Origin of the sequence: Streptomyces sp. NPDC087844 (genome assembly GCF_044742785.1) — a bacterium.
Classification (GTDB): Bacteria; Actinomycetota; Actinomycetes; order Streptomycetales; family Streptomycetaceae; genus Streptomyces.
The window spans coordinates 33,345-50,639 of record NZ_JBIUVD010000004.1; the positions used below are offsets into that span (position 1 = coordinate 33,345).

Here is a 17,295-nt window from a genome sequence, read left to right on the forward strand (position 1 = left end):
CCCCAGGCACGCGCGGCTAGCGCCCCACCACCTCGCCGGAGGCGATCCGAACCCCCCGGGCCCAGTCCGCCGCCCGCATCGGCTTCTTGCCCTGCGCCTGCACCCACAACAACTCGACTGCGTACGACCCCGTACCCACGTACACGTTGTTCTTCCCGACCGCCAACGCCCCCGGCGCCAGATCCGTCCGCTCGGGAACCGGCACGACCTGGATCAGCTTCAGCCGCTCCCCGCGGAAGACGGTCCACGAACCGGGCGAGGGCGTGCAGCCCCGTACGACCCGGTCGACCCGGAGCGCGGGCGCGGCCCAGTCCACATGCGCGTCCTCGACGCTGATCTTCGGAGCCAGGGTGACACCGTCGGCAGGCTGCGGCACGGCCTTCAGGGTGCCGTCCTCGATTCCGTCCATGGTCGCCGCGAGCAGCCCGGACCCGGCGAAGGCGAGCCGCGTCAGCAGATCACCGCTCGTGTCGGTGGGCCGCACCTCCTCGGTGACGGTCCCGTACACCGGCCCGGAGTCGAGTCCTTCCTCGATGAGGAAGGTGGACGCCCCGGTGATCTCGTCACCGGCCATGACGGCGTGCTGCACGGGCGCCGCCCCACGCCAGGCGGGCAGCAGCGAGAAGTGCAGGTTGACCCAGCCGTGGGCGGGGATGTCGAGCGCGACCCGGGGCAGCAGCGCGCCGTAGGCCACGACGGGGCAGCAGTCGGGAGCGATCTCCCTCAGCCGCGCCAGGAAGTCCTCGTCCCGGGGCCGGACCGGCTTGAGCACCTCGATCCCGGCCTCCTCGGCGCGCTGGGCGACGGGACTCGCGACAAGCCTGCGCCCCCGTCCGGCCGGCGCGTCGGGCCGCGTGACGACGGCGGCGACCTCGTGCCGCCCGGAGGCGATCAGGGCGTCCAGAGCGGGAACGGCGACCTCGGGGGTACCGGCGAAGACGAGCTTCATGGGTGGCAGTCGGCCTCTCGGGCGAATTCACAACGGGCAGCGCACCAGTCTATGGCGAGCGGTCCCGGGACCGCTCGCATCACAGACCCGGGGCTCCGCTCCCCGGACCCCCGGTGCGCGGTTCCCCGCGCCCCTGAAGGGGCGCAGCCCTCGCTTTCAGGGGCGCGGGGGAACTTGCGCGACAAGCCCTTGCCGGCCCCGCAGCCGAAGCTCTCCCAGCCCGCGACGACGCCAGCGCTCACCCGACCGCCGGGGGCGTACGCATATGTCTCCACGCCCCTGATGCGTGACCACTCACCTGGAAACGCGTTGGTCAAGAAAGAGTTGACCAAAACGGGCCGCAATCGCGGCCCGGTCCTTTTCAACGCCGGTTCGAGAGGCTTGTTCATGGCCGACCACGCAACCCACGACGCCCAGGCTCGGGCCAGCCTGCACTTGCTGGTGCGGGACATCGAGCGGGTCCGCCGGCAGGTGGACGCACTGCGCACGCTGACAGCCCAGCTGGGCAACGTCTACCGTCCGCGCCGCTCCGGCCCCTCCACGGGCTTCGTCGTCTACGGACGCGCTCCCGCTCCGACCGTCCGCCTCGCCCAGGAGCTGCGGGACAGCGTCGAGACCCTGGTCACGGCCGCCGTGGACTTCGACCGCTCGCTGGGTTTCTCGTGGGACGCGGTGGGCTCGGCTCTCGGAGTCACCAAACAGGCGGTGCACCGCCGTTACGGCGCCCGCCGAGCGACGGCCCAGGCCGCCGCGGAGGCCGAGCGCGCGACCGAGTCGTCGGGAGCCCGCACGGTCGGCGTGAACACCGGCATCCCCACGGTCCCGGCCGCCCGTTCCATGCCGATGCCCGTACCCATGCCGATGCCCATGCCGACCCAGCCGACGGCAGGCAGCCCCACCCTCCGCGAGGAGGTCAGGCCGAACGCGTTCCCCGGCCCGCGCAACGGCTGACGCCCTCACCGGCCGCCCCCGAAGCGGTCCCCTGCCCGCTTCCGAAGTCTGCCCCCGAAATACTTCGGGGGCAGACGCGTATCCGCCCGTCCCCGCTATCCCCGCTGCCCTTGTCATCCCCGCCTTTGCGCAGGTCACCCGATATCAAGCGGATCGATCCTGATCCACACCGCTTCGCTCCCGCCGCCGCCCCGGCTGCCCCCGCCGCCTCCGCTCCCTCCCCGAGCACTCCCCCCACGAGCCATCCGGGCAGCCTGCGCATGCTTCAGCGCGGACGCCAGGGCCGCTCCCTTCCCCGGCGGCACCCGGATCAGCGCCCGCTCCCACTGCTCGCCCGTGGGCGGCGCCCCCACCCGGCGCGGCCGCCCCGGGTCCGTCGGAGCGACCGGCACAGGTCCCAGCAGCTCGGCCTCGCCGGGCAGTTCGACCGTGGCGAGGAAAGCGGCCAGCGCCTCCGCGGTCCCGGACACGGACGCCATCCGCGACACCGGCGGGAACCCCAGCTCGGACCGCTCGGCCAGCTCACGCACCGCGTGCCCGACCGGATCCCAGCGCACCAGCGCCTGCACGGGCCGCAGCGTCGGCTCGGCCACGACCACCACGGTCCCGCCGTCCGGCTGCCCCCGAACCAGCGCCGCCGCGTCGATCCACCGCCGCAGCGCCTCCTCGCCGGCCCGCAGATCCGGCCGCCCGAGCATCGCCCAGCCGTCGAGCAGCAGCGCCGCCGCGTAGCCGCCCTCGGCCACCGGCTCCGCGCCCGGCGTACTGACGACGAGCGCGGGCGACCCCGGCACCGTGTCCAGCACCTGTTCCCGGCCGGAGGTCCGCACGGGGACGGCCGGGAACGCGCGCCCCAGCTCCTCGGCGGTCCGCCGCGCCCCCACGACCTGCGCCCGCAGCCGGAACCCGCCGCACTCGGGACAGTGCCAACCGCCTTCCTCCCGGCCGCACCACCCGCACTGCAGGCCTCCGGCGTCCTGGCCCTCCAACGGCCCGGCACAGTGCCGGCACCGCGCGGGCGCCCGGCACCGCGCACAGGCCATACGGGGTACGTAGCCCCGGCGCGGAACCTGTACCAGTACGGGTCCCGTCCTCAGCCCTTCCCGGACCGCCTGCCAGGCGAGGGTCGGCAACCGCGCGGCCCGTGCCGCCTCGTCACGCGCGAGGTCCTGGTCCCCGACCGTCCGTACGAGCGGAGCCGCCGCGCGTACCTGTTTCCGCTCGGCGACGATCGGAGTCGCCCAGCCGGTCTCGACGAGCTGTGCGGCCTCGACGGTGCAGCTCCAACTCCCCAGCAGAAAAGCGCACTTGTCGTGGGCGGCCCGCAGCAGCAGCACCTCGCGGGCATGCGGCTGCGGGGCGTGCGGTTCGCTGTGGCTGCCGTCCCCGTCGTCCCAGACGGCCACCAGCCCCAGGTCCCGGACGGGGGCGAACATGGCGGCCCTGGTCCCCACCACGGCCCGTACGGACCCGCGCCGCACGGCCAGCCACTGCCGGTACCGCTTCTCGGGGCCGGCCTCGGCGGTGAGCACGGCGTGCCGCCCCTCCCCCAGCACCGCGGCGAGCGCCGCGTCCACCCGGCTGACGGCCCGGCCGTCGGGCACGACGACGAGCGCGCCGCGCCCCGAGGCGAGCGTCGCCGCCACGGCCCGCGCCAGCTCCTCGGCCCAGCCGGGCCCCGGCAGCGCGTTCCACACGGCCCGGGGCGTCCCGCCGCCCGCGAGCGACTCGATGAAGGCGGACCCTCTCGGGTACCTGGCCCAGGACCCCACCGCCGGTACCCCCGGCACGGGCAGCGGCTCGGGCGACGGCTTCCCCTCGGCACGGGCGTTGCGTGGCGGGATCGCCAGTTGCAGTACATCGGCCAGGCTTCCGGCGTACCGGTCGGCGACGGCGCGCGCGAGGCCGAGCGACTCCTCGCTCAACACGATCTCGGGCGACACGACTTGGGCGAGGGCCGCCAGGGGCCCCGAGTAGTCGGACTCGGCGAGCCGCTCGACGAGAAATCCGTCGATCAGCCCGCCGCCCTCGCGCCGCCCCTCCCGCACCCGGTGCCGTCCGGCCCCGAACCGCACGCGCACCCGCACCCCGGGCTGGGCGTCGGCGTCCAGTTCCTCGGGTACGGCGTAGTCGAAGTAGCGGTCGAGATGCAGCACGCCCTTGTCCACGAGCACCCGCGCGACGGGCAGGTGCCCGGCGACCGCGGCCCCCCGCCAGGTCCGCGGCTTGGCCCGCGGCGCCTTGCGCACGGCATCCCGGATCAACGCGAGCTGCTCGGGCGGCGCCCCGTCGGCCCCGCCACCCGTCTGCCCGTCGTCGCTGCTCACAGCAGCATTCCTACCAGACCGCACTGACACCACCGCCCGCCCGGGACCGGCCCGGCCACGGATCACGATCACCGCCGAAGCGATGGCCGATATCGCTTTCTCGACACATCGCTCAAGCTTCGGCCCGGTGCAACCGGTCACGGACGACGAGGGGGCCAGTGACGCCACGCGCTCCCCGGAGGAACCACCGGCAGAGCCCGAGCCGTGAAACACCGAGGCCCGGCACCCCAAGGCGGGGGTGCCGGGCTAGGTGTGAACTCGTCAGCAGAGGGGCTGGACCTCCGCCGAGAGCACGAGGGCACGAGAGCGCCAGAGCAGGAGGCTAGAGCCCCGCCGCCTTCCGCAGTGCGTCCACCCGGTCCGTCCTCTCCCAGGTGAACTCGGGCAGCGCGCGCCCGAAGTGGCCGTACGCGGCGGTCTGCGCGTAGATCGGCCGCAGCAGGTCGAGATCGCGGATGATCGCGGCCGGGCGGAGGTCGAAGACCTCGGAGATGGCCGTCTCGATCTTCTCCGCGTCGACCTTGGCGGTGCCGAAGGTCTCGACGAAGAGGCCGACGGGCTCGGCCTTGCCGATCGCGTAGGCGACCTGTACCTCGCAGCGGGAGGCGAGGCCCGCCGCGACGACGTTCTTGGCGACCCACCGCATGGCGTACGCGGCGGAGCGGTCGACCTTGGACGGGTCCTTGCCGGAGAACGCGCCGCCACCGTGGCGGGCCATACCGCCGTAGGTGTCGATGATGATCTTGCGGCCGGTCAGGCCGGCGTCACCCATCGGGCCGCCGATCTCGAAGCGGCCGGTCGGGTTGACCAGCAGCCGGTAGCCCTCGGTCTCCAGCTTGATGCCGTCGTCCAGGAGCGCCTTCAGCTCGGGCTCCACCACGAACTCGCGGATGTCGGGCGCGAGCAGCGAGTCCAGGTCGATGTCCGACGCGTGCTGCGAGGAGACGACGACCGTGTCCAGGCGGACCGCCTTGTCGCCGTCGTACTCGATGGTGACCTGGGTCTTGCCGTCGGGGCGCAGGTACGGGATCGTGCCGTTCTTGCGGACCTCGGAGAGGCGGCGCGCGAGGCGGTGCGCGAGGTGGATCGGGAGCGGCATGAGCTCCGGGGTCTCGTCCGTCGCGTAGCCGAACATCAGCCCCTGGTCGCCGGCGCCCTGCTTGTCGAGCTCGTCCTCTTCGTCACCCGCCGCGGTACCCGCGACCCGCTTCTCGTACGCGGTGTCGACGCCCTGCGCGATGTCCGGGGACTGGGAGCCGATCGACACGGACACGCCACAGGACGCGCCGTCGAAGCCCTTCTTCGAGGAGTCGTAGCCGATTTCGAGGATCTTGTCGCGCACGAGCTGCGCGATCGGCGCATAGGCCTTGGTCGTGACCTCGCCGGCCACATGTACGAGGCCGGTCGTGATCAGCGTCTCGACGGCGACCCGGGACAGCGGGTCCTCACGCAGAAGCGCATCGAGGATGGTGTCGCTGATCTGGTCAGCGATCTTGTCGGGGTGACCCTCGGTCACGGACTCCGAGGTGAACAGGCGACGGGACACAACGCTCCCTGTGGTTGCAGCGGCTGCTGGCTGATCATTGGCGGACGGCCGGGAGCTGCGCCCGGCATCGTCCGAGAACAGTTTATCGGTCGCACTCCGTCGCGGGGCCACTGTCTCGCCTCTCGGAAGCGCTGTGACCTGCGGCACGGGCATTCTGCGTCACGAACGACCGTCTCCGCCAGGTTCCCACACCCTTGTGCGCCGGTGAAAAGTAGTGTCCGGGTGCGACGGACGGGGTGTTGTGGAGCGGTTGGGGCGTTCACACCAGTCGGCGCGCCACGAGATCCCACACAGTCTCGGCCAGTGCTTCCTTGGGCCCGTACGGCACGGGGGTCTCGCTTCCGTCGGCGCCCAGCACGACCGCCTCGTTCTCCTCGGAGCCGAAGGTCTTGCGCTCTCCGACCTCGTTGACGACGAGGAGGTCACAACCCTTGCGCAGGAGCTTCGTCCGGCCGTTGGCCAGCACGTCGTCCGTCTCGGCGGCGAAACCGACGACGACCTGACCCGGCCGGGCACGGTCAGCCGAGATCTCCGCGAGGATGTCCGGATTACGAACGAGAACGATCGGCTCCGGTTCCTGGCCGTCCTTCTTCTTGATTTTTCCCGACGCGTATGCCGCGGGCCGGAAGTCCGCCACCGCCGCCGCCATCACCACGGCGTCGGCGTCCGGCGCGGCCTTGAGCACGGCCTCGCGGAGCTGCACGGCCGTCCCGACCTGGATGACGTCGACGCCCGCCGGGTCCGGCATCGCGGTGTTCGCGGCGATCAGGGTGACCCGGGCGCCCCGGGCGGCGGCGGTGCGCGCGAGGGCGTACCCCTGCTTCCCGGAGGAACGGTTGCCGAGGAAGCGGACCGGGTCGAGCGGCTCGCGCGTGCCGCCCGCGCTGACGAGGACGTGCCGGCCGGCGAGGTCGGGTCCTGCCGCTCCCCGGGCGAGCACCCGGCGGCAGGTCTCGAAGATCTCGGTGGGGTCGGGCAGCCGCCCCTTGCCGGTGTCGACGCCGGTCAGCCGGCCCACGGCGGGTTCGATGACGACGGCACCCCGGCGGCGCAAAGTCGCCACGTTCTCCTGGGTGGCCGGGTGTTCCCACATCTCGGTGTGCATGGCGGGCGCGAAGACGACCGGACAGCGGGCGGTGAGCAGGGTGTTCGTGAGGAGGTCGTCGGCCAGGCCGTGCGCCGCCCTCGCCAGCAGGTCCGCGGTGGCGGGGGCGACGACGACCAGGTCGGCCCCCTGGCCGATCCGCACGTGCGGCACCTCGTGGACGTCCGACCAGACCTCGGTCGAGACGGGGTGTCCGGACAGGGCGGACCAGGTCGCGGCGCCGACGAAGTGCAGCGCGGACCCGGTCGGCACGACGCGCACGTCGTGTCCCGACTCGGTCAGTCGGCGCAGCAGCTCGCACGCCTTGTAGGCGGCGATGCCACCACTGACCCCCAGCACGACCTTCGGCTTGTCCACGTCTCTCCCCGGACCTCGGAAAACGTACGTACGTCCCCATCACACACCACAGGCCCGGCAGGGGCGCTGCCGGGCCTGTGGATAAACGAACTGCAAGCAGAAAATACTACTGAGCCGGGCCCTCGATGGCTTCCGACGTCAGCAGACCCGCGTTGATCTCCCGGAGGGCGATCGACAGCGGCTTCTCGTGGACGTGGGTGTCCACGAGGGGACCGACGTACTCAAGGAGGCCCTCGCCGAGCTGCGAGTAGTACGCGTTGATCTGGCGGGCACGCTTGGCCGCGTAGATCACCAGGCTGTACTTCGAGTCGGTTGCCTCAAGGAGCTCGTCGATCGGAGGGTTGATGATGCCCTCGGGCGCGGTGATGGAAGAGGACACGCTCTGCCTTCCGAAAGGTGGAAATCGACCTTGCAGGTGATCCTGAAAGATCAAACAACTTCCACCAAGGCTAGCAGCTCGCGCGCCACATCCTCGACGGAGGTGTTGACCAGGGTCGTATCGAACTCCGGCTCGGCCGCCAGCTCGGTCTTGGCGGCGGCCAGCCGGCGCTCGATCACTTCGGGCGGCTCGGTCCCCCGCCCGGTGAGCCGGCGCACCAGCTCCTCCCAGGAAGGAGGAGCCAGGAACACCAGCAGGGCGTCGGACATGGACTCGCGGACCTGCCGGGCACCCTGGAGATCGATCTCCAGGAGGACCGACTCACCCGACTCCAGGCGTTCGAGCACGGCATCGCGGGGCGTCCCGTAGCGGTTGCCCGCGAACTCCGCCCATTCGAGGAGCTCGCCGTTGGCGATCAGCTTGTCCATCTCCTCGTCACTGACGAAGAAGTAGTGGACACCGTGCTTCTCGCCGGGGCGCGGCCTGCGGGTCGTCGCCGACACCGAGAGCCAGACCTCGGGGTGTTTCTTGCGCATATGAGCGACGACCGTGCTCTTGCCGACCCCTGAGGGGCCGGAGAGCACGGTCAGCCGCGGACGTACGTCCGGGGGTACGGGGGTCGTCCCCCGGGGTGTTGCAGCCATGCGGTGATTATCCAGGTTCTCAGGGGTGCCTGAGAACGTCAGGCCGCACCGCCGCCGAACTCGCGCTCCAAGGAGGCGATCTGATTGGAGCCAAGACCTCGCACACGGCGGCTCTCGGAGATCCCGAGCCGTTCCATGATCTGCTTGGCGCGGACCTTGCCCACGCCCGGCAGGGACTCAAGGAGAGCGGAGACCTTCATCTTTCCGATGACGTCGTTCTCCTGACCCTGCTTGATGACCTCGTGGAGCGAGGCGCCGGAGTGCTTGAGTCGATTCTTGACCTCGGCCCGCTCCCGGCGAGCCGCGGCGGCCTTTTCGAGCGCGGCTGCGCGCTGTTCAGGGGTAAGGGGCGGAAGAGCCACGCCTACGTCACCTCGGATGTCGAACTGTCGGATACGGACCGGTGAGGGGCCTGGTCGCCCCACACCTGGCGAGCAACGAGCAACACTTCTGCCCGTTGACTCTGGTCGGAGACTAGCGGGCAAGTCCGCCGGAGTCAGCGAGAACAGAGGAAAAGTCCTGGTCAGCCTCTATCGAGTCCGACATTTACGACAAAACTCCCCGGATTTGAGCATGAATTCAGACGCGGGACGTCCGGAAGACGCGCGCCGAAGCCCTCAAGCCGCCTCCAGCGCCGCCCTGATCTCCTCCGCGAAGCGGTCCGACGACGCGCGTAGCGCGCCGATGTCGGGTCCGTGACGCAGAACACCCCGGCTGACGTTCGGCACCACCTGGCGCACCGCCGCTCCGAAGACCCGCGGAAGATCGGCCGGGGTCGCGCCCTGGGCGCCGATGCCGGGGGCGAGGAGCGGGCCGTTGATGGCGAGGTCGTACGAGGAGAGATCGCCGAGCGTGGCGCCGACGACCGCCCCGAAGGAGCCCATCGGGGTCTGTCCCGCGTTCTCCTCGGCGAGGTGCGCCAGCATGGTCGCCCCCACGTTCCGCAGGGCCGTGGGGCTACGGCTGGGCCGTACCGCGTGCTGCACCTCGGCGCCCTCCGGGTTGGAGGTCAGGGCGAGCACGAACAGCCCCGAGCCGCTCTCCCGGGCGAGTTCGACCGCCGGCTTCAGCGACCCGTAGCCGAGGTAGGGCGAGACCGTCAGCGCGTCGGAGAACAGCGGTGAGCCCTTCTCCAGGAAGGCGGAGGCGTACGCCGCCATGGTCGAGCCGATGTCACCGCGCTTGGCGTCCATGACGACCAGCGCCCCGGCCGCACGCGCCTCCTCGACGGACTTCTCCAGGACGGCGACGCCGCGCGACCCGAAGCGCTCGAAGAACGCGCTCTGCGGCTTCAGTACGGCGACCCGGCCCGCCAGCGCCTCGACGACGGTGCGGCTGAAGCGCTCCAGGCCCCCGATGTCGTCGTTCAGGCCCCAGTCGGCGAGCAGGGAGGCGTGCGGGTCGATGCCGACGCACAGAGGGCCCCGCTCGTCCATGGCGCGCCGCAGTCGGGCACCGAAGGGTTCCAGGCTCATACCGTGCTCCTCGTGTTCCTCACGTCGGCGCCGACCGCGTCGGCGAGGGTGGCGTACGGGCTCGTGCGGAGGCGTGCGGCGAGGCCCTTGTGGATGCCGCGGGCCCAGAAGGGGCCCTCGTAGACGAAGGCGCTGTAGCCCTGGACCAGCGTGGCGCCCGCCAGGACGCGCTGCCAGGCGTCCTCGGCGTTCTCCACGCCGCCGACGCCCACGAGGGTGATCCGGTCCCCCACGCGCGCGTAGAGGCGGCGCAGCACCTCCAGGGAGCGTGCCTTGAGCGGTGCGCCGGAGAGCCCGCCGGTCTCCGCGACGAGGGAGGCGTCGGACCGCAGTCCCAGTTCCTCGCGCGCGACGGTGGTGTTGGTGGCGATGATCCCGTCCAGGCCCAGCTCGACCGCGAGGTCGGCGACGGCGTCGATGTCCTCGTCGGCGAGGTCCGGCGCGATCTTCACGAGCAGCGGCACGCGGCGCGCGGTGACGATCCGGTCGGCGGCCTCGCGGACGGCGGTGAGCAGGGGGCGCAGCGACTCGGTCGCCTGGAGGTTGCGCAGTCCGGGCGTGTTCGGCGAGCTGACGTTGACCACGAGGTAGTCGGCGTACGGGGCCAGCCGCTCGGCGGACTTCACGTAGTCGGCGGCGGCCTCCTCCTCGGGGACGACCTTGGTCTTGCCGATGTTGACGCCCACAACGGTCCTGAAGACGGGCGTACGGGCCCTCAGACGCTCCGCCACGGCCGTGGAACCCTCGTTGTTGAATCCCATGCGGTTGATGAGCGCGCGGTCCGGCACGAGGCGGAACAGCCGCTTCCTGGGGTTGCCGGTCTGCGCCTCCCCCGTGACCGTGCCGATCTCGACGTGGTCGAAGCCGAGCATCGACAGGCCGTCGATCGCGACCGCGTTCTTGTCGAAGCCCGCCGCGAGCCCGAACGGGCCGTGCATCCGCAGCCCGAACGCCTCGGTCCGCAGCTCCTCGTACCGGGGCGCGAGCACGGCGGCGACGAAGGTCCGCAGGACGGGAACGCGGACGGCCGCCCGGATCCAGCGGAAGGCGAGGTGATGGGCCTGCTCGGGGTCCATGCGCTGGAACGCGAGCCGGAAGAAGAGCTTGTACATGGTGGGTTTCCTCATCGAGAACCTCGTGAAGAGGGGGACACCGTTTCCGGTGTCCCCCTCTCTCCCAACTGCTAGTCGCGGGCCGCGGTCAGATGCTCCGCGTGTTCCTGCAGGGACCGCACGCCCACGTCTCCGCGGGTGAGCGCGTCGATGCCCTGGACGGCCGCGGCGAGCGCCTGGACGGTCGTCAGACAGGGCACGGAACGGGCCACGGCGGCCGTACGGATGTCGTAGCCGTCGAGGCGGCCCCCGGTGCCGTACGGCGTGTTGACGATGAGGTCGACCCCGCCCTCGTGGATGAGCTGGACGATCGTCTTCTCGCCGTTCGGGCCCTCGCCCTCGGACTGCTTGCGCACGACCGTGGCGTTGATGCCGTTGCGCCTGAGCACCTCGGCCGTGCCGGACGTGGCGAGCAGTTCGAAGCCGTGGGCGACGAGTTCACGCGCCGGGAAGATCATCGAGCGCTTGTCGCGGTTGGCGACGGAGATGAAGGCGCGGCCCTTGGTCGGCAGCGGACCGTACGCGCCCGCCTGGGACTTCGCGTACGCCGTGCCGAACATCGAGTCGATGCCCATGACCTCGCCGGTGGAGCGCATCTCCGGGCCGAGGATGGTGTCGACACCGCGGCCGTGGATGTCGCGGAAGCGCGACCACGGCATGACGGCCTCCTTGACGGAGATCGGCGCGTCCAGCGGCAGTTCACCGCCGTCGCCGACGGCCGGCAGCAGCCCCTCGGCGCGCAGTTCGGCGACGGTCGCGCCCAGCGAGATCCGGGCGGCGGCCTTGGCGAGCGGCACCGCGGTCGCCTTCGAGGTGAAGGGGACCGTGCGCGACGCGCGCGGATTGGCCTCCAGGACGTACAGGATGTCGCCGGCCAGCGCGAACTGGATGTTGATCAGTCCGCGTACGCCGACGCCCTTGGCGATGGCCTCGGTCGAGGCGCGCAGCCGCTTGATGTCGAAACCGCCGAGCGTGATCGGGGGCAGGGCGCACGCCGAGTCGCCGGAGTGGATGCCGGCCTCCTCGATGTGCTCCATGACGCCGCCGAGGTACAGCTCGTGGCCGTCGTAGAGGGCGTCCACGTCGATCTCGATCGCGTCGTCCAGGAAGCGGTCGACCAGGACCGGCCGGGAGGGGCTGATCTCGGTGGACTCCTCGATGTACGAGGCCAGCCGCGTCTCGTCGTACACGATCTCCATGCCGCGTCCGCCGAGGACGTACGACGGCCGGACGAGGACGGGGTAGCCGATCTCGTCCGCGATGGCCTTGGCGCCGGTGAAGGTGGTGGCGGTGCCGTGCTTCGGTGCGGGCAGTCCGGCCTCCGCGAGCACCCGGCCGAAGGCGCCGCGGTCCTCGGCGGCGTGGATGGCCTCGGGCGGGGTGCCCACGATCGGGACGCCGTTGTCCTTGAGCGCCTGCGACAGGCCGAGCGGGGTCTGGCCGCCGAGCTGGACGATCACGCCCGCGACCGGTCCGGCCAGCGTCTCGGCGTGGACGATCTCCAGTACGTCCTCCAGCGTGAGCGGCTCGAAATACAGCCGGTCGGAGGTGTCGTAGTCCGTGGAGACGGTCTCGGGGTTGCAGTTGACCATCACGGTCTCGTAGCCGGCGTCGCTCAGCGCGAAGGAGGCGTGGACACAGGAGTAGTCGAACTCGATGCCCTGGCCGATGCGGTTCGGACCGGAGCCGAGGATGATCACCGCGGCCTTCTCGCGCGGGGCGACCTCGGTCTCCTCGTCGTACGAGGAGTAGAAGTACGGCGTCTTCGCGGCGAACTCGGCGGCGCAGGTGTCGACCGTCTTGTAGACCGGGCGCACGCCCAGCGCGTGCCGCACCTCGCGCACCACGTCCTCGCGCAGCCCGCGGATCTCACCGATCTGGACGTCGGAGAAGCCGTGCCGCTTGGCCTCGGCGAGCAGCGAGGGCTCCAGCTTGTCGGCGGCGGCCAGCTCGTCCGCGATCTCCTTGATCAGGAACAGCTGGTCCACGAACCAGGGGTCGATCCTGGTCGCGTCGAAGACCTCCTCGGGCGTGGCGCCCGCACGGATGGCCTGCATGACGGTGTTGATGCGCCCGTCGGTGGGCCGGGCGGCCTCTTCCAGAAGAAGAGCCTTGTCGCCGGGCTCGCCGACGAACGTGAACTGGCTGCCCTTCTTCTCCAGGGACCGCAGCGCCTTCTGGAGCGCCTCGGTGAAGTTCCGGCCGATCGCCATGGCCTCGCCGACCGACTTCATGGTCGTGGTCAGCGTGGAGTCGGCGGACGGGAACTTCTCGAAGGCGAACCGGGGTGCCTTGACGACCACGTAGTCGAGGGTCGGCTCGAAGGACGCCGGGGTCTTCTCGGTGATGTCGTTCGGGATCTCGTCGAGCGTGTAGCCGACGGCCAGCTTGGCGGCGATCTTGGCGATCGGGAAGCCGGTGGCCTTCGACGCGAGGGCCGAGGAGCGCGAGACGCGCGGGTTCATCTCGATGACGATGATGCGGCCGTCGTCGGGGTTGACCGCGAACTGGATGTTGCAGCCGCCGGTGTCGACGCCGACCTCACGGATGATCGCGATGCCGATGTCCCGCAGGCGCTGGTACTCGCGGTCGGTCAGTGTCATCGAGGGCGCGACGGTGATCGAGTCGCCGGTGTGGACGCCCATCGGGTCGAAGTTCTCGATGGAGCAGACGACCACGACGTTGTCGTTCCTGTCGCGCATCAGCTCCAGCTCGTACTCCTTCCAGCCGAGGATGGACTCCTCCAGGAGCACCTCGGTGGTCGGGGAGAGCATGAGGCCCTGTCCGGCGATGCGGCGCAGCTCCTCCTCGTCGTGGGCGAAGCCGGAGCCGGCGCCGCCCATGGTGAAGGAGGGGCGCACGACGACGGGGTAGCCGCCGAGCGTGTCGACACCGCCCAGCACGTCGTCCATGGAGTGGCAGATGACCGAGCGGGCGGACTCACCGTGTCCGATCTTCGCGCGGACGGCCTCGACGACGCCCTTGAAGAGTTCGCGGTCCTCGCCCTTGTTGATCGCCTCGACGTTGGCGCCGATCAGCTCGACGCCGTACTTCTCCAGCACCCCCTGCTCGTGCATGGAGATCGCGGTGTTGAGGGCCGTCTGGCCGCCCAGCGTCGGCAGCAGCGTGTCGGGCCGCTCCTTGGCGATGATCTTCTCGACGAACTCCGGGGTGATCGGCTCGACGTACGTGGCGTCGGCGATCTCCGGGTCGGTCATGATCGTCGCCGGGTTGGAGTTGACCAGGATGACGCGCAGGCCCTCGGCCTTGAGGACGCGGCAGGCCTGGGTGCCGGAGTAGTCGAACTCGGCGGCCTGGCCGATGACGATCGGGCCGGAGCCGATGACCAGGACGGACTGGATATCGGAGCGCTTAGGCACGCTGGCCCTCCATCTGGACTGTGTTCATCAAAGACGTGAAGCGGTCGAACAGGTAGGCGGCGTCGTGCGGGCCCGCAGCCGCTTCCGGGTGGTACTGGACGCTGAAAGCGGGCTGGTCGAGCAGTTGGAGGCCCTCTACGACCTGGTCGTTCAGGCAGACGTGGCTGACCTCGGCCCGCCCGTAGGGGGTCTCGGAGACCTTGTCGAGCGGCGCGTCGACGGCGAAGCCGTGGTTGTGCGCGGTGACCTCGACCTTGCCGGTCGTACGGTCCTGCACGGGCTGGTTGATGCCCCGGTGCCCGTACTTGAGCTTGTAGGTGCCGAAGCCGAGGGCGCGGCCGAGGATCTGGTTGCCGAAGCAGATGCCGAACAGCGGCGTCCCGCGTTCCAGCACGGCACGCATCAGGGCGACCGGGTGGTCGGCCTGCTCCGGGTCGCCGGGGCCGTTCGAGAAGAACACGCCGTCGGGGGCGACCGCGTAGATCTCCTCCACGGTCGCGGTGGCGGGCAGCACGTGCACCTCGATGCCGCGCTCGGCCATGCGGTGCGGGGTCATGCCCTTGATGCCGAGGTCCACGGCGGCCACGGTGAACTTCTTCTCACCGACGGCCGGGACGACGTACGACTCCTTGGTGGCCACTTCCTCGTAGAGGCTGGCGCCCTTCATCTCTGGGGCCTCGCGCACCTTGTCCAGCATGGTGCCCTCGTCGGACAGCGCGCTGCCGGAGAAGATGCCGACGCGCATCGCGCCGCGTTCGCGCAGATGGCGGGTGAGCGCGCGCGTGTCGATGCCGCTGATGCCCACGACACCCTGCGCGTCGAGCTCCTCGTCCAGCGTGCGCCGGGAGCGCCAGTTGGAGGACACGCGCGCGGGGTCGCGTACGACGTAACCGGAGACCCAGATCTTCTTGGACTCCATGTCCTCGTCGTTGATGCCGGTGTTGCCGATGTGCGGGGAGGTCATCACGACGACCTGGCGGTGGTAGGACGGGTCGGTGAGGGTCTCCTGGTAGCCGGTCATGCCGGTGGAGAACACCGCTTCGCCGAAGGTCACCCCCACGGCCCCGTAGGCACGGCCGCGGAAGGTCCGGCCGTCCTCCAGAACGAGTACGGCGGGAGCCGCCTTCTGCCGCTGCAAGGCGGTTCCCTGGTCGGAGGTGGTCATCGTGCGCCTTCCGTGTCGCTGCTCTGGTCGATGTCGCTGCTCTTGTCGGTCAGGTGGTTCAGGGTGTCGACCCATTCGTTGTGCTCCGCCGCGTGGTCGGAGCGGAACCCGGAGTCGATCAGCTTGTCGCCGTGCTCCCAGGTGACGACGAGCAGGCCGCCCTCGGAGAGGACCTTGCCCGCGATGCCCTTGTCGAGCCGGGCCTCGCGCAGTCGCTCGCGGGGGACGAAGAAGTCGGCCGCGCCGGGGCGTACGACGTCCAGGCCCGCGTCCGTCAGGGTCAGCTCGACCCTGCTGCGGGTGCCCAGACCGTGCGCCACGATGCGGTCGAGCCACTGCCCGGCCGTCGTCGAGCCGTGGTAGCGACCGCTCATGGTCAGTCTGGCCGCACCGGGCTCACTCGGCACGACGGGCAGCTCGGGCAGGTCGCCCTGGAGGGTGCCGCGCCATTTCCAGCCCTCGCGCATCAGCCAGTAGACGAGCGCGATGAACAGGGCGAGGCCGACGAGCCAGCCGACCCTGGCTGCCCAGTCGGTCACTTCCGCGGACTTCTGTTCCGACGCGAGGCCCGTACCGAGGTCCGTGGCGATCTGCGCTGCAAGGGGGGTGAGTGATGTCACGCGAGCTTCCCGTCGACGAGCGTGGCCCTGCCCCGCAGCCACGTGTGCGTGACACGGCCCGGCAGCTCACGACCCTCGTACGGAGTGTTGCGGCTGCGCGAGGCGAAGCCCGCGGGGTCCACCTCACCACGGTATGCGGTGTCGACGAGCGTGAGGTTGGCGGGCTCACCTGCCGAGACGGGGCGGCCGTGGCCCTGCGCCCGGCCGATCTCGGCGGGCTTGAGGGACATGCGGTCGGCGACGCCGGCCCAGTCGAGCAGCCCCGTCTCGACCATCGTCTGCTGGACGACCGAGAGCGCGGTTTCGAGGCCCACCATGCCCATGGCGGCGGCGGCCCACTCGCAGTCCTTGTCCTCGTGCGGGTGCGGGGCGTGGTCGGTGGCGACGATGTCGATCGTGCCGTCGGCGAGCGCCTCGCGCAGGGCCAGCACATCGCGCTCGGTGCGCAGCGGCGGGTTGACCTTGTAGACCGGGTTGTACGAGCGGACCAGCTCGTCGGTGAGAAGCAGGTGGTGCGGGGTGACCTCGGCGGTCACGTCGATGCCGCGGGACTTGGCCCAGCGGACGATCTCGACGGAGCCGGCGGTCGAGAGGTGGCAGATGTGGACGCGGGAGCCGACGTGCTCGGCGAGCAGGACGTCCCGGGCGATGATCGACTCCTCGGCGACCGCGGGCCAGCCGCCGAGTCCCAGCTCCGCGGAGACGACGCCCTCGTTCATCTGGGCGCCCTCGGTGAGGCGGGGCTCCTGGGCGTGCTGGGCGACGACACCGCCGAAGGCCTTCACGTACTCCAGGGCGCGGCGCATGATCACGGCGTCGTCGACGCACTTGCCGTCGTCCGAGAAGACGGTGACGCCCGCGGCGGACTCGTACATGGCGCCCAGCTCGGCGAGCTTCTTTCCCTCCAGGCCGACGGTGACGGCCCCGATGGGCTGTACGTCGCAGTAGCCGTGCTCCCGGCCGAGCCGGTAGACCTGCTCGACGACACCGGCGGTGTCGGCCACGGGGAAGGTGTTGGCCATGGCGAACACGGCGGTGTAGCCGCCGCTCGCTGCGGCGCGGGTGCCGGTCAGGACCGTCTCGGAGTCCTCGCGGCCGGGCTCGCGCAGATGGGTGTGCAGGTCGACGAGTCCCGGCAGGAGCACCTTGCCGTCGGCCTCGACGACCTCCGCGCCCTGTGCCGAGAGCCCCGTGCCGACCTCGGCGATCGTCTCGCCGTCGACAAGCACGTCCTGCGGCTCGCCGCCGAGCACCTTCGCACCACGGATAAGGATCTTGCTCATGT

At 70.9% G+C, this 17,295-nt stretch carries 14 protein-coding genes; 1 reads left to right on the forward strand and 13 read right to left on the reverse strand.

Annotated elements, in window-relative coordinates:
• Nucleotides 1-16: 16 nt before the first annotated feature.
• Nucleotides 17-949: a methionyl-tRNA formyltransferase gene (gene fmt, locus ACIOKD_RS10005; RefSeq protein ID WP_402080793.1), complete on the reverse strand. Its 933-nt coding sequence runs from the start codon at nucleotides 947-949 to the stop codon at nucleotides 17-19.
• A gap of 387 nt (nucleotides 950-1,336) precedes the next feature.
• On the opposite strand from fmt, the gene ACIOKD_RS10010 reads away from it, so the two are divergent.
• Nucleotides 1,337-1,900, forward strand: a complete 564-nt coding sequence (locus ACIOKD_RS10010; protein ID WP_402080795.1) for a hypothetical protein — start codon at nucleotides 1,337-1,339, stop codon at nucleotides 1,898-1,900.
• Between the two features lie 134 nt (nucleotides 1,901-2,034).
• Here the strand turns inward: ACIOKD_RS10010 and ACIOKD_RS10015 are convergent, their stop codons facing one another.
• The 12 genes from ACIOKD_RS10015 to ACIOKD_RS10070 all read right to left on the reverse strand — a co-directional run bounded on the left by ACIOKD_RS10015 (nucleotide 2,035) and on the right by ACIOKD_RS10070 (nucleotide 17,293).
• Entirely contained in the window at nucleotides 2,035-4,227 is a 2,193-nt protein-coding gene (locus tag ACIOKD_RS10015) for a primosomal protein N' (RefSeq protein ID WP_402080797.1), read from the reverse strand.
• A 322-nt stretch (nucleotides 4,228-4,549) separates the two neighbouring features.
• Complete coding sequence (gene metK / locus ACIOKD_RS10020) at nucleotides 4,550-5,773, reverse strand: methionine adenosyltransferase (RefSeq protein ID WP_402080799.1); 1,224 nt, start codon at nucleotides 5,771-5,773, stop codon at nucleotides 4,550-4,552.
• 259 nt (nucleotides 5,774-6,032) lie between these two features.
• A complete protein-coding gene (gene coaBC / locus ACIOKD_RS10025; RefSeq protein WP_402080801.1) occupies nucleotides 6,033-7,235 on the reverse strand; it encodes a bifunctional phosphopantothenoylcysteine decarboxylase/phosphopantothenate--cysteine ligase CoaBC in 1,203 nt (400 codons plus the stop codon).
• Nucleotides 7,236-7,341: 106 nt separating this feature from the next.
• Complete coding sequence (rpoZ, locus tag ACIOKD_RS10030) at nucleotides 7,342-7,614, reverse strand: DNA-directed RNA polymerase subunit omega (RefSeq protein ID WP_005319902.1); 273 nt, start codon at nucleotides 7,612-7,614, stop codon at nucleotides 7,342-7,344.
• A 50-nt stretch (nucleotides 7,615-7,664) separates the two neighbouring features.
• Nucleotides 7,665-8,258 (reverse strand): guanylate kinase, encoded by a 594-nt coding sequence (gene gmk / locus ACIOKD_RS10035; protein ID WP_402080803.1) that lies wholly within the window; start codon nucleotides 8,256-8,258, stop codon nucleotides 7,665-7,667.
• A gap of 38 nt (nucleotides 8,259-8,296) precedes the next feature.
• Complete coding sequence (locus ACIOKD_RS10040) at nucleotides 8,297-8,620, reverse strand: integration host factor (protein ID WP_005319887.1); 324 nt, start codon at nucleotides 8,618-8,620, stop codon at nucleotides 8,297-8,299.
• Between the two features lie 255 nt (nucleotides 8,621-8,875).
• On the reverse strand, nucleotides 8,876-9,733 hold the full coding sequence (gene pyrF, locus ACIOKD_RS10045; protein ID WP_402080806.1) for an orotidine-5'-phosphate decarboxylase: 858 nt from the start codon (nucleotides 9,731-9,733) through the stop codon (nucleotides 8,876-8,878).
• The gene (locus tag ACIOKD_RS10050) at nucleotides 9,730-10,845 is read right to left on the reverse strand and encodes a quinone-dependent dihydroorotate dehydrogenase (protein ID WP_402080808.1); all 1,116 of its coding nucleotides are present in this window, start codon (nucleotides 10,843-10,845) and stop codon (nucleotides 9,730-9,732) included. The genes pyrF and ACIOKD_RS10050 overlap by 4 nt, the downstream gene beginning before the upstream one ends.
• A 71-nt stretch (nucleotides 10,846-10,916) precedes the next feature.
• On the reverse strand, nucleotides 10,917-14,225 hold the full coding sequence (carB, locus tag ACIOKD_RS10055) for a carbamoyl-phosphate synthase large subunit (protein WP_402080811.1): 3,309 nt from the start codon (nucleotides 14,223-14,225) through the stop codon (nucleotides 10,917-10,919).
• Nucleotides 14,218-15,390, reverse strand: a complete 1,173-nt coding sequence (carA, locus tag ACIOKD_RS10060) for a glutamine-hydrolyzing carbamoyl-phosphate synthase small subunit (RefSeq protein WP_402080814.1) — start codon at nucleotides 15,388-15,390, stop codon at nucleotides 14,218-14,220. Before carA ends, carB begins: the two co-directional genes overlap by 8 nt.
• The gene (locus ACIOKD_RS10065) at nucleotides 15,387-16,010 is read right to left on the reverse strand and encodes a hypothetical protein (protein WP_402080816.1); all 624 of its coding nucleotides are present in this window, start codon (nucleotides 16,008-16,010) and stop codon (nucleotides 15,387-15,389) included. Before ACIOKD_RS10065 ends, carA begins: the two co-directional genes overlap by 4 nt.
• Nucleotides 16,007-17,293, reverse strand: coding sequence for a dihydroorotase (locus tag ACIOKD_RS10070; protein ID WP_402080818.1), 1,287 nt, complete (start codon nucleotides 17,291-17,293; stop codon nucleotides 16,007-16,009). The genes ACIOKD_RS10065 and ACIOKD_RS10070 overlap by 4 nt, the downstream gene beginning before the upstream one ends.
• Nucleotides 17,294-17,295 lie beyond the last annotated feature (2 nt).

Coding starts and splice junctions, on each gene's coding strand:
- fmt (WP_402080793.1), bottom strand. CDS start 949: ATGAAGCTCGTCTTCGCCGGTACCCCCGAGGTCGCCGTTCCCGCTCTG.
- ACIOKD_RS10010 (WP_402080795.1), top strand. CDS start 1,337: ATGGCCGACCACGCAACCCACGACGCCCAGGCTCGGGCCAGCCTGCAC.
- gmk (WP_402080803.1), bottom strand. CDS start 8,258: ATGGCTGCAACACCCCGGGGGACGACCCCCGTACCCCCGGACGTACGT.
- pyrF (WP_402080806.1), bottom strand. CDS start 9,733: ATGAGCCTGGAACCCTTCGGTGCCCGACTGCGGCGCGCCATGGACGAG.
- ACIOKD_RS10050 (WP_402080808.1), bottom strand. CDS start 10,845: ATGTACAAGCTCTTCTTCCGGCTCGCGTTCCAGCGCATGGACCCCGAG.
- carA (WP_402080814.1), bottom strand. CDS start 15,390: ATGACCACCTCCGACCAGGGAACCGCCTTGCAGCGGCAGAAGGCGGCT.
- ACIOKD_RS10070 (WP_402080818.1), bottom strand. CDS start 17,293: ATGAGCAAGATCCTTATCCGTGGTGCGAAGGTGCTCGGCGGCGAGCCG.